This window comes from Gilliamella sp. W8136 (assembly GCF_016101285.1).
GTDB classification, from domain to species: domain Bacteria; phylum Pseudomonadota; class Gammaproteobacteria; order Enterobacterales; family Orbaceae; genus Gilliamella; species Gilliamella apicola_N.
Map to the genome: position 1 here is coordinate 20117 of NZ_JACFQU010000012.1, position 12649 is coordinate 32765.

10 protein-coding genes are annotated in these 12649 nt (G+C 33.7%); 8 read left to right on the plus strand and 2 right to left on the minus strand.

Annotated features, from left to right (window positions below):
• Positions 1–2 precede the first annotated feature (2 nt).
• Both H3T96_RS09185 and H3T96_RS09190 read right to left on the minus strand, forming a co-directional pair.
• Positions 3–893: a manganese/iron ABC transporter ATP-binding protein gene (locus H3T96_RS09185; protein WP_086326983.1), complete on the minus strand. Its 891-nt coding sequence runs from the start codon at positions 891–893 to the stop codon at positions 3–5.
• Entirely contained in the window at positions 893–1810 is a 918-nt protein-coding gene (locus tag H3T96_RS09190) for a metal ABC transporter substrate-binding protein (protein ID WP_065738782.1), read from the minus strand. Before H3T96_RS09190 ends, H3T96_RS09185 begins: the two co-directional genes overlap by 1 nt.
• Before the next feature lie 989 nt (positions 1811–2799).
• Here H3T96_RS09190 and tssB point away from each other — a divergent pair.
• The 8 genes from tssB (at position 2800) to H3T96_RS09230 (ending at position 12649) form a co-directional block, all read left to right on the plus strand.
• On the plus strand, positions 2800–3300 hold the full coding sequence (gene tssB / locus H3T96_RS09195) for a type VI secretion system contractile sheath small subunit (protein WP_086326114.1): 501 nt from the start codon (positions 2800–2802) through the stop codon (positions 3298–3300).
• A gap of 75 nt (positions 3301–3375) precedes the next feature.
• Complete coding sequence (gene tssC, locus H3T96_RS09200; protein WP_198248638.1) at positions 3376–4908, plus strand: type VI secretion system contractile sheath large subunit; 1533 nt, start codon at positions 3376–3378, stop codon at positions 4906–4908.
• Positions 4909–4944: 36 nt separating this feature from the next.
• Entirely contained in the window at positions 4945–6297 is a 1353-nt protein-coding gene (gene tssK / locus H3T96_RS09205; RefSeq protein WP_086326112.1) for a type VI secretion system baseplate subunit TssK, read from the plus strand.
• 10 nt (positions 6298–6307) lie between these two features.
• A complete protein-coding gene (tssL, locus tag H3T96_RS09210) occupies positions 6308–6973 on the plus strand; it encodes a type VI secretion system protein TssL, short form (RefSeq protein ID WP_086326111.1) in 666 nt (221 codons plus the stop codon).
• Positions 6974–6984: 11 nt separating this feature from the next.
• A complete protein-coding gene (locus tag H3T96_RS09215; RefSeq protein ID WP_144092356.1) occupies positions 6985–8727 on the plus strand; it encodes an OmpA family protein in 1743 nt (580 codons plus the stop codon).
• Positions 8728–8760: 33 nt separating this feature from the next.
• A complete protein-coding gene (locus H3T96_RS09220; RefSeq protein WP_086326109.1) occupies positions 8761–9249 on the plus strand; it encodes an Hcp family type VI secretion system effector in 489 nt (162 codons plus the stop codon).
• An 88-nt stretch (positions 9250–9337) separates the two neighbouring features.
• On the plus strand, positions 9338–12118 hold the full coding sequence (gene tssH, locus H3T96_RS09225) for a type VI secretion system ATPase TssH (protein ID WP_086326108.1): 2781 nt from the start codon (positions 9338–9340) through the stop codon (positions 12116–12118).
• A gap of 264 nt (positions 12119–12382) precedes the next feature.
• Positions 12383–12649, plus strand: a complete 267-nt coding sequence (locus tag H3T96_RS09230) for a PAAR domain-containing protein (RefSeq protein WP_086326107.1) — start codon at positions 12383–12385, stop codon at positions 12647–12649.

Consider the following 12649-nt stretch of genomic DNA (forward strand, 5'->3'; position numbering starts at 1 on the left):
TGTCATCCTTTTGCTTGATTTGACTGGGCATCAACCAACAAATCTTGGTGTGGGGAATCATCTTTACCTTCACCATAAAAAATAGCCGCACGTTCATCGTCAGTTAAGATCGATACTTTACGGGGATCTTCATCTTGATGTAATTTTTCGCCAGACAAACTCAGATAGCGCAATGCACCACCAAAAGTCGTTATCAAATTTTGAGGGGTGAAGGTAGTTTCGGTTGGTCCAAAAGCTAATACTGTTTGATTAATTAATACGACTTGGTCACAAAATTCTGGCACACTACCTAAATTATGGGTAGAAACTAAAATAAGATGGTTTTCTTTTCGCAGAGCTTTTAATAAATCAATAATGGCATTTTCAGTTTTTACATCAACTCCTGTAAAGGGTTCATCTAGTAACAATACTTTACCTTGCTGCGCTAAAGCTCTTGCTAAAAAAACACGTTTTTTTTGCCCTCCTGATAACTCACCTATTTGGCGATGCTTAAAATCCAGCATATTTACGCGTTCAAGTGCAATATCAACTTGTTTTTTATCTTCTTTACTTGGGATACGAAAAAACGACATATGACCATAACGTCCCATCATAACGACATCTGATACTAAAACAGGAAAATCCCAATCAACCTCTTCCGTTTGTGGAACATAAGCTATGATGTTTTGCTTTAATGCTTGAGCAACTGAAATATCATTAAATGTTACTTGCCCACGGGTTGGGCGAATCATGCCCATAATACTTTTAAACAACGTGGATTTTCCACTACCATTCACTCCAACAAGTGCACAAATCGTACCGCCATTAAGGCGAAAACTAGCGTCATGAATTGCAGTATGACCATTATTGTATGTTACCGTGATATCATTAACATTTAAGCATATTTGTGTCATTATTTCTCAAATCCTTTAGCTATGGTTTCAACCGTGACTTTTAAAAGATCGATATAGGTTGGAACAGGACCGTCTTTTGTTGAAAGCGAATCGACATAGAGCACACCACCGTATTTAGCGCCCGTTTCTTTACTAACTTGCTTTGCAGGTTTATCAGAAATTGTACTTTCACTAAAAACAACAGGAATTTTATTCGCTCTAACTAAATCAATAAGATTTTTAACTTGCTTTGGTGTACCTTGTTGTTCAGCATTGATTGGCCATAAGTAGGCTTCTTTTAAATTATAATCACGAGCTAGATAGCTGAATGCCCCCTCACTTGTCACTAACCAACGTTGTGCTTCTGGAATTTTAGCCAAACGCTCACGCAGTGGGGCATCAAGAGCTTTGATTTTAGCAACATAATCCTGCGCATTTTTATTATAGATAGTGGCGTTTTTAGGATCATACTTAACAAAGGCTGCACGAATGTTCTCAATATAAGTTAAAGCAAGTGTCGGTGACATCCATGCATGAGGATTTGGATTCCCTTTATAACTACCTTCTTGGATTGGCATCGGTTCGATGCCTTCTGTCACTATAACTGATGGAACATCCTTAATATCTTCAAAAAAACGTTTAAACCAAAGTTCCAAATTAAGTCCATTCCATAAAACTAGATCGGCTGAAAGCGCTTTAGTAATATCTTGAGGAGTCGGATCATATTCGTGTATTTCGGCGCCTACTTTAGTAATTGATTCAACAGTTGCAGCATCTCCCGCAACGTTTTGGGCAATATCTTGGATAACGGTAAATGTGGTAACAACTTTAAATTTTTTTTCTGCTGCTGATGACTCGGACATACCTGTAAGAACGAGCAAAGATGATAGTATTACTGATAGTAGGGTTTTGCGCCGTTTAAAATAATTAAACTTCATTAGCGACTCCTTTGTTTAATATATAATCAAATTAAAGCAAATTATAGAAAATCAGTGAGAGTTTGGTGATTTAAAAAGTAAAATCCGTTTTACTGATAATTCTTTGAGTGTTAAATTTTTTTTTAGAATTTTATTAATTTAAATGTTAATGAGAATTATTATCACTTAATAGATGAAAGTCAAACTTTTTTTCTAAAATTTGTAAAATTGAACAATTTATTTTTTAAAGATAACTTATTGTATATAAAATTTGAATTAAAAGTAGATAGTTCCATCTATATGAATGATAGATATTATAGAAAAGCATGCCTGAAAATATTAAACAATATACAAGCTCTATTTATTTACAATATCTATTCAATTTATATGAAAATAAATGTAACCCCATTTTTTTAAAAAAATGACAATGATTACATTTTATATTTGTTATATATAAAATCGTTAAAATTACAATATAGCCTACATTAACAAGTTATTGGATAAATATTAATCATTCAATGAACAGTAAAACTCTTTTGTTAAAAGTAGTATTCAAACTGAAAAAGGTTTTCAATAGCCAAAATAAAATAAATCTAAAAATTGAAAGTAATATTACTAATAAGCTTTTATAATTATTTAACTTATCGTTAAAATTTTTATCTTTATCAAAAAAATATATACAAATTACTAAGTTATTCTGAAAATAGTTTATTTTTTAAGCAATAAAATTTTTAATTGAATGTTCGGTTGAATTTTTATCATGCGAAAATTATTTATTAATAAATAAATTTTTTTATAATTTACTAAAAAAAAACTTAATATTTACAGTAAGTTCCTTAGTTTCTAATTTTATTTAAAGGATATAAGAATTTTTTTTTAAAAGAAAAATTAAAGAAAATTATTAATGAAGGTTGTAAATTGATTTTAATTAGTGTAAATTCCAATCAGTAACGAATCAATAATTGATCTCGCCTCTAAGATTAAAAAAATAGGGAAATTAAGGAATTAAAATGTCTAATAGTTATCAAAATGAAGTACCTTCTGCTCGTGTTAATATTCAACTAGATCTTCATACTGGTGGTGCTAAAAAGAAAGTTGAATTACCGTTAAAAATTTTATCTGTTGGTGATTATGGTCGTGGTAAAGATAAACGTACTCTTTCAGAAAAAGAAAAAGTGTCTATCAACAAGAATAATTTTGATGCAGTATTAAAAGACTTTAAACCTGAAGCAGCACTTACCGTTCCTAATACGCTTGCCGATGATGGTAGTGATGTCAATGTAAATATTTCTTTTGAATCAATGAATGATTTCTCTCCAGAACAAGTCGCTAAGAAAATCCCTCAGTTACGTTCTTTGCTTGCAATGCGTAATTTACTAAGAGATTTAAAATCTAATTTGCTTGATAACGCAACATTTCGTTATGAACTTGAAAAAATCGTTAAGGATGAACAATTGTCTGATGAGCTACGCGCTGAATTAGAATCAATTGTATCTGAAAGTACGAAATAGTTTCTTTATAAGAACTATTTCAAAAAAACAATGATAAATTAGTGTCTTAAAGATAAGTATTACGAGAGAACAACAATGGAACAAAAGCAAGAGAATAAAGCTACTGTAGAGACAGTTACACAAGAATCAGGAAGTGTTTACCAATCTTTATTTGATAAAATAAATTTAAATACAATTAAAAAAGTAAGTGATATTGACAAGTATGAAGATAGTGAAGTTTTGTTTGAAACTTCACAAGATGAACGAGTTACGATGGCTGTTAATATACTACTTCAGTTAATACAAGGTTCATCTCAAAAAATCGAAAAGTTAGATAAGCATTTGCTTGATTATCATATTAGTCAAATTGACCAAAAAATTAGTCGTCAACTTGATGCTGTGATGCATGATAAAACCTTTCAAGAAATTGAATCAACGTGGCGTGGCCTAAAATTTTTAGTTGACCGTACTGATTTCCGTCAAAATGTAAAAATTGAACTGCTAGATATATCTAAAGAAGATCTTCGTCAAGATTTTGAAGATGCACCGGAAATTTCCCAATCAGGTTTTTACAGACACACTTATATTCAGGAATATGATACACCAGATGGCGAACCAATTGGTGTAACCATTTCAAATTATGAATTTGATCGTAGTTCACAAGATATTGCTTTATTACGTAATATTTCTAAGGTTGCTGCTTCAGCGCATATGCCATTTGTTGGTTCTGCTGGACCAAAATTCTTTGGTAAAGAAACCATGGAAGAAGTAGCAGCAATCAAAGATATTGGAAACTACTTTGATCGTGCGGAATATACAAAATGGAACAGTTTCCGAGAAACTGATGACTCACGTTATGTTGGGTTAACTTTACCTCGTGTATTAGCTCGTTTACCATATGGACCTGAGACTGTTCCGGTTCGTAGCTTTAACTATATTGAAGATGTTAAAGGTCTTGACCATGATCGTTATCTTTGGGCTAACGCATCTTATGCTTTTGCTGCAAATATGGCACAAAGTTTTGTCCGTAATGGTTGGTGTGTTCAAATTCGTGGCCCACAAGCAGGTGGATTAGTTGAAGATTTACCAATTCATCTTTATGATTTAGGAACAGGTAATCAAGTTAAAATTCCAACTGAAGTCCTTATTCCAGAAACTCGAGAGTTTGAATTTGCTAATTTAGGCTTTATACCATTATCTTTCTATAAAAACAGAGATTATGCGTGTTTCTTTTCTGCTAATTCAACACAGAAACCAGCGCTTTACGATACTAAAGAAGCAACTGCAAATAGTCGCATTAATTCTCGTTTACCGTATATTTTCTTATTGTCACGTATAGCTCATTATCTTAAAGTTATTCAACGTGAAAATATTGGTGCAACTAAAGATCGTAGAACACTTGAACTTGAACTTAACAAATGGATTGGTAATCTTGTAACAGAAATGACCGATCCAAGTGATGAAGTTCAAGCATCGCACCCATTACGTGAAGCAAAAGTTATTGTTGAAGACATTGAAGATAATCCAGGCTTTTTCCGTGTTAAAACATTCTTAGTTCCTCACTTCCAGATAGAAGGGATGGATATTAATTTATCAATGGTTTCACAAATGCCGAAAGCTAAAAATTAATATCAATTATAGGAAAAAACTGGAGTCTTAGGGTAAATGAAAATTTTTCGTCCTTTATGGAATGAAGGCGTCTTTTTGACGCCTCAGCAATTCCAACAACAAGAATTATGGCGGCAATACTCCTCACAAAACTCAATGGCTATGTTAGTAGCCAATCCATGGGGAGTTGAGAAAATAAATATTGATACACAATCGCTTTCAATTGATCGTCTTAAAGCTGAATCGATCAGCATTCGGTTTAATGATGGTGTAGTTGTTGATACTGATATTGCTGATAATTTGCCAGAAGCAAGAATGTTAAACACTGATATCCCAGTTGAACTTAATGAAGTCACTGTTTTAATCGGAATTCCATTATTAAATGCTAATGGTGGAAACTGTTTACAAGATAATCAACGTCTAGAAAGACCGCTTCGTTACCGAAAAGAGTGGGTTGAAGTACCTGATCTTTTTGGTCAAAACTCTGAAACAATTGCGGTTGAACGTTTTGCTTTAACCTTTTTATTTGATTTTGAAGATAATAGTGATTATGTAACCTGTCCAGTCGCTCGTTTAAAACGTGATCTTAATGGTCGATTCGTTTTAGATTTTCAATATATTCCCCCAGTATTGAATCTTTTGACACAAAGTGGATCATTACTGAAAGAGCTAGATCTTTTATGTATTCAAATTCAAGCAAAACGCCAGCATTTACTTGGTATGCGCCATGAGCGTAATCAACAAATTGCTGAATTTGCAACTGCGGATGTTTCTTTATTTTGGCTCCTTAATGCATTGAGTTCATTTGAACCTCAACTTAAATTTTTACGTGATAATCCAACAATTCATCCTGAACGTCTTTATCAAACTTTAACCGCGTTTACAGGTTCTTTGTTGACTTTTTCATTAGCAAATAGTGTTAATGATATTCCTGGTTATCAGCATGATAAACTTAATGAGGTTTTTCCTCCGCTTTTTGAGTTAGTGCGTAATTTATTAGAAGAAAGCTTACCTTCACGCGTCATTAAAATTGATTTGGTTCATGATCAAGATACCTTGTGGACAGGCCGGTTGAATGATTCACGCCTTGTTGAGGATGCAGATTTTTATCTTTCAGTTCGCTCTAGTATGCCTGGTCATCAACTCCTTTCACAATTTCCAATATTGTGTAAAGCAGGGGCTCCAGATGATGTTAGACAAATTATACATTCAGCACTTTCAGGTATTCCGATCAAAGCATTAAATCATGTACCAGCAGCTATACCTTTACGTTTAGAGAATCAATATTTTGCTCTGGATTTGTCTCATAGTGCAGCAAAAAACATGTTGCTTGCTAGATGTTGTGAATTTTATGTTCCAAGGGCAATGCCAGATATTTCATTAGAACTTTTCGCAGTACTGAGATCATAGGGTTAAGGTAATGAATACAGAACCAAAAAAAATTATTATTGATGAATTATTGCGTGACTCAATATTAGTGGTTGTAGAACTAAAGGCAAAAGCAAAAATTTCTTCAGGACATAAACTATATGAGCATTGTAAAGAACAAATCAAACATGTTCGTGAAACTTTATATAATGCGCAATATAAACAAAATGTTATAGATGATATTAGTTATGCGTTATGTGCTTTATTAGATGAAACAGTTTTACTTTATCAAAAAGATAATCCAAGTGATCAAGGCTATGATGAGTGGCTAGGTGAACCGCTCCAAGTTATCTATTTTAATACGAATAATGCAGGTTATGACTTATTTGAAAAAATTCGTAGTCGTTTAAAAGATGATAAAAAAGAAGAAATTGTTTTAAGTTGTTTTGATAGAGTATTAGGGCTAGGTTTCCAAGGATGTTATTTAGGAAAAGCTCAAATGGAAAGGGAGCATCTTATATTAGCGCTTCGAGAAGCATTGCGTGAATCAGAACCAGAACAAAATCATCCTATTATTGAACAAGCTCAGGATCATCGTTATTGGGGACGAAAGACTTTACTATTATCTTTAACAGCATTGTCTTTTATTTGCGTGATTGCACTATACTTTATCTTAAATAATCAACTTGATAATTTAATTGATTCGCTTATTGGTTAAAAAGAGGTCTTATGAGCGATTATCCTAAGCGTATTCAGATTATTTATGCTGCTGTCTTAGCTCTATTATTGTTATTAGTTTTTTGGCCAATAACAATAGGATGGCAAATTATAGGATCAGTTTTAGTGGTAGTGATAGCCACGGGTATATTATGGCGTATGAAGCGTTACCGAAAAGTACTTGCTTCATCGACGACTAATATTGCTTTTTTAACTGAGAAACTTGATTTGCTACCTGCAAAACAGCGTTATCGTTTACCTATTTTATTGGTAACTGGCAGTGGTGCGAAAGATTTTTTCCCTGATGATTTGTCTTTAGCCCAATCGAATATTCTAGTTTCTTCTGAAGCCGTTTGGATCTATGTTGATGAATATTCTCACCTGCCAATAGTCTATGATTCATTAATAGCTAAATGGCCTGATATGCTTGGTAGAGTAGGCATTTTTTTGGCTTTGACACCAGAAATTGAAGATAAACAAGGGATATTTATTGCAAAATTACAAGCTTTTCGCCAATCTTGGGTTGATACAAGCAAAATTGCTAAATATTCATTACCTGTTTATTTGTCGGTACATATTGGATTCAATGATTTACTTTATGATGAATTTGAATCTATTCCTGTTCAATGGTTTCAACTTAAAAACCAAAAATTATACTTGCTTGATCGTTATTTATCTCCGTTAAATAATTGGGTAAATGATATTAAAATTTCCCCTAAAGAAAGAGAACGTCGTTTAAGTCTTCAAGCTTTTTTAAATGAAACTAAAGATTGGGTTGAAAAGATTGTCTTATCTACATTAGTGGATCCTAAACAACCCATAGCAAAATGTATGCCCGCTGCTACAGCTATTTATCCTGTTAATCAAGAGGCTATTACTAATAATATAATCCAGAGTCAATGGGAAAGTCTTACAACAATGACACTCCCTAATACCCGAAAAATACAGGAAAACGTTAGTCCTCCAGATGATTTAGTAAAATTTATGCCTATTGCATATCCGTTTTCTCCTATTAGCTCAATGATCTGTGGATTAATTGTTATAACTTCCTTATTTACTATGGGATGTTTAGGTGCATCATTTAAAAATAATATAAAACTTGCTAAGCAAGTTGAAAGCGATATTGATTTTTATAATTCTATTGCTATGGATAATTATGATGAGAAACTAAAAGCATTAGAAATTTTGAAAAACGACAGAATAATGTTGAATAAGTATTTTTCACAAGGTGAACCTGTACGTCTGGGTGTAGGTTTATACCATGGGCAGCAACTTATAGAACCGTTAAATGTTGCCATCAGTAAATACGTAGCGAAACCACCAGAAGTGATAATAGAACCACCTCAAGTGGTAATACCAGTGGTAATACGTTTAGATAGCTTGTCATTATTTGAAACAGGCCAATCAAATTTGAAACCTGATTCGACCAAAATACTGATCAATGCTTTAGTTGAAATGCAAAAACAAATAAATAGTAATCAGGAAACTGGCTGGCTCATCTTAATTGGTGGACATACTGATTCCACAGGTAGTGAGGACAAAAATATACAATTGTCTTTAGATCGTGCTCTTTCAGTTAGAAATTGGTTCATGAAAACAAGCGATATGCCTGAAACCTGTTTTGCCATACAAGGGTATGGCTCAAAAAAACCGTTGGTTGATAACGATACTGCAGAGAATCGTGCTAAAAATCGACGTGTGGAAATAAGCTTAGTTCCTCAAATGTCAAATTGTTTTTTGACACAAGAAAACTAAGGGATTTAACTAAAACAAAAAAGGAGTAAAACAATGGCTGTTCCAGCATATATGTTCTTAAAAGATGACGGTGGCGCGGAAATTAAAGGATCTGTAACCGTAGTTGGCCGTGAAGGTAGTGTTGAAGTTGTTGAGTTTGACCACAAAGTGTACATCCCAACAGATGGTAACACTGGTAAATTAACAGGTACACGTGTTCATAAAGCACTTGAGTTTGTTAAAGAAGTTGATGCTTCATCACCTTATCTTTATAAAGCAGTGACCACTGGTCAAAACTTAAAATCAGTTGAGATCAAATGGTATAAAATTAACGATGCTGGTCAAGAAATTGAGTATTTTAATACGTTAATGGATGGCGTGAAAGTTGTATCTGTTAAACCAGAAATGCACAATATCAAAGACCCATCAAAAGAACAATACAATCATTTAGAGCGTGTTGAACTTCGTTATGAAAGAATTACTTGGACTTATAAAGATGGCAACATCATTCACTCAGATAGCTGGGTAGAAAGTCGAGCGTAATTTAATATTTGCTGACCCTTTTCTGACTTAAGGGTCAGCATCTTTGGGAATAAAGATTAGAAATCAATATATAATAAAAGGAATAGTAATGATTGCCGATCCATCTGTTTTATTAAGACGACTGAACCCTTACTGTGCAAAATCACTTGAATCAGCCGCAGAGTTATGTCAAACCCGCGCTCATACTGAAATCACACTTGAACATTGGTTGTTAAAACTATTAGAGCAAGGATCTGGTGATATTACAATCATAGCAAGGCATTATCAACTTGATATGGATAAAATTTGGCAAGGCCTCTTAAATTTCCTTGATGCATTACCGCATACCATTAATAATAAACCTAGTTTATCATCATCACTTATTGCTGTATTGCAAGCAGCATGGTTAAAAGCTTCATTAGAAGATCATGAAGAAACAATTCGATCTCTTCATATCCTACAAGTTTTACAAGAAATGCCACAATGTTTAAAAGCACAAGATGCGTGGCAACTTCTTAGCTTAACACCTGTTTCTTTAAAGAAACTTCGTCCAAAATTAGATGAACTATCTGATGAAAGTCCTTTTAATGATTCAAATGATGGTTTACAAAACGACCTGCAAAATTTAGGTGATCATTCTCAAGTAACACAAGCTGAAAGTGGAAAAGAAGATAATAAAGCTCTTCAGCAGAAACATCATCAAGCCGTATTGGGGCGTTTTACTGAAGATGTTACCGAAAAAGCCAAAGCAGGAAAAATAGATCCTGTATTAGGTCGTGATAAAGAAATTAGGCAGATGGTTGATATTTTATCCCGTCGCCGAAAAAACAATCCAATTTTAGTGGGTGAGCCTGGCGTAGGTAAAACAGCTCTAGTTGAAGGGTTAGCCTTACGGATAGCAGAAGGCAATATACCAAATAATCTTAAAGATGTAAGCATATTAACTCTTGATTTAGGTTTGTTGCAAGCGGGCGCTGGTGTAAAAGGTGAGTTTGAACAAAGGCTTAAAAATGTTATCGATGCTGTTCAGCAATCAGAAACCCCAATTCTACTATTTATTGACGAAGCTCATACCATTATTGGTGCGGGAAATTCCGCGGGTGGTGCAGATGCAGCAAATTTATTAAAGCCAGCATTGGCACGTGGGGAATTAAGAACAATTGCGGCGACAACATGGTCAGAATACAAACAGTATTTTGAAAAAGATGCTGCACTTGAACGTCGTTTTCAGATGGTTAAAGCTGATGAGCCTGATGATGAAAAAGCTTGTCTTATGTTACGTGGATTAAAATCACGATATGCGATTCATCATGGTGTTCACATTTTAGATGAGGCAGTAAAAACAGCTGTATCATTATCTCGTCGTTATATTAGTGGTCGACAACTTCCAGATAAAGCAGTTGATCTTTTAGATACAGCTTCAGCTAGAGTGAGAATGAGCCTTGATACCATACCTGAGTCTATCATTGAACTTGAAGCAAAAATTGCGTCATTAACAATCGAAAAAGTAGCAATTGAAGATGATTTATTATTAGGTGAAAACAATTCATCTGAGCGTATAACTGAAATCAACAAACAATTAGATGATTTACAAAAACAATTAAGCATCGAGCAAACTCAGTTTGAAGAAGAAAAGAAAATCATTGAAGAACTTATTGAACTGAGAAAACAATTAACGGCTACGCCAGATCCAAAATTGTCAAAACAGTTGACTGATACACAAGAAAAATTAAATAAATTACAAGGAAACAGACCTTTATTATCCCTTGATGTTGATAGTCGAGTAGTTTCTTCTGTTATTGCTGATTGGACAGGGGTTCCTTTAGAAAGCTTATTAAAGGATGAACAAAGTCACCTTATGGCTCTTGAGGATGATTTACGCAAACGAATTGTTGGTCAGGATAATGCTTTATTTGAGTTAGCAAAACGTATTCGAGCTACTAAAACAGGATTGACTTCAGAAGATGCACCTATGGGGGTATTTTTATTAGTTGGTCCGTCTGGCGTGGGTAAAACGGAAACGGCATTAGCACTTGCAGACACATTATTTGGTGGTGAGCAGTCACTTGTTACTATTAATATGTCTGAATATCAAGAACCCCATACAGTATCTCAACTTAAAGGTTCTCCTCCAGGTTATGTTGGTTATGGTCAAGGTGGTGTGTTAACCGAAGCAGTTAGAAAACGACCTTACAGTGTAGTGTTATTAGATGAGATTGAAAAAGCTCATCGTGATGTACTTAATTTATTCTATCAAGTTTTTGATCGTGGATTTATGCGCGATGGCGAAGGTCGTGAAATCGATTTTCGTAATACCTTAATACTCATGACATCTAATTTAGGTAATGATGAATTAATGGCTCTATTTGAACAAATGCCAGATGCTGATACGGCTACTCAACATGAGTTATTACGACCAATTATTCGAGAACATTTCCAACCAGCACTATTGGCTCGTTTCCAAACGGTTATTTATACACCGTTATCGGATAAAGCATTGAACCAGATAGTCAAAATGAAATTGGATAAAGTTGCTTCACGAATCCAAAAACATTACAAAATTGGCTTTAAAGTTAGTGATCAATTATACGATCAACTTGCGTCTGCTTGTTTGTTACCTGATACAGGGGCTCGTAATATTGACAGTATTTTGAATCAACAAATTTTGCCTGCAATCTCAAATTTATTATTACAAAGAAAGAACAATAGTAATGGGAAAGCTTCAACATTATTATTAGATTTTAGCGAAACGGAAGGCATTGTTCTCGAATTAATTGATGGATCAATAAAACAAAATTCAGAAAGTACAAAGAGTAAATCCGTAAAAAATAAAACAAAATCTACTAAAACTAAGGAAAAACAACAAAAAAAATCAGATGAAATTGATTAATAACATGATGTTTTTTAAATGATATAAACTGACCAATTTGTCTAAAACTTATTGGTCAGTTTTAAACAAAATTAAAATAGACAAAGATAATATTTATTATTAATCATAGTGATTACAGTACAAGTATTGATGACATATCTTAAATTACTATCAATACCTAAAATCGTATGCAATACGATTGATTTTAATACTGAAAAAATTGTGAGTTTAAAAACATCGTATAACGAGCATTCTTATTTGAGAATTTAAGTAAGGGATAAAATAATGGGAAAAAACGTGGTTCGATTAGGTGATCCTACAACTCATGGTGGGGCGGTTATTTCTGCTTCTTCAACAATGATTGTAGAAGGGAAACCAGCAGCTCTATTAGGTGATCTAGTTAGCTGTCCTAAGAAAGGACATGGCGTAAATAAAATTATTGAAGCTTCAACGACTTGTTTTTCTGACGGTAAACCAGTTGTCGTGGATCAATGTACATGTGAATGCGGTTGTAAAGTGATTTCAACACTAAGTACATCGGAGATTGACTAG

Excerpts from the sequence above, each read along its gene's own strand:
- H3T96_RS09185 (WP_086326983.1), bottom strand. The coding sequence starts at position 893 with ATGACACAAATATGCTTAAATGTTAATGATATCACGGTAACATACAAT.
- tssK (WP_086326112.1), top strand. The coding sequence starts at position 4,945 with ATGAAAATTTTTCGTCCTTTATGGAATGAAGGCGTCTTTTTGACGCCT.
- H3T96_RS09230 (WP_086326107.1), top strand. The coding sequence starts at position 12,383 with ATGGGAAAAAACGTGGTTCGATTAGGTGATCCTACAACTCATGGTGGG.
- tssC (WP_198248638.1), top strand. The coding sequence starts at position 3,376 with ATGGAACAAAAGCAAGAGAATAAAGCTACTGTAGAGACAGTTACACAA.
- H3T96_RS09215 (WP_144092356.1), top strand. The coding sequence starts at position 6,985 with ATGAGCGATTATCCTAAGCGTATTCAGATTATTTATGCTGCTGTCTTA.
- H3T96_RS09190 (WP_065738782.1), bottom strand. The coding sequence starts at position 1,810 with ATGAAGTTTAATTATTTTAAACGGCGCAAAACCCTACTATCAGTAATA.
- tssL (WP_086326111.1), top strand. The coding sequence starts at position 6,308 with ATGAATACAGAACCAAAAAAAATTATTATTGATGAATTATTGCGTGAC.
- H3T96_RS09220 (WP_086326109.1), top strand. The coding sequence starts at position 8,761 with ATGGCTGTTCCAGCATATATGTTCTTAAAAGATGACGGTGGCGCGGAA.
- tssH (WP_086326108.1), top strand. The coding sequence starts at position 9,338 with ATGATTGCCGATCCATCTGTTTTATTAAGACGACTGAACCCTTACTGT.
- tssB (WP_086326114.1), top strand. The coding sequence starts at position 2,800 with ATGTCTAATAGTTATCAAAATGAAGTACCTTCTGCTCGTGTTAATATT.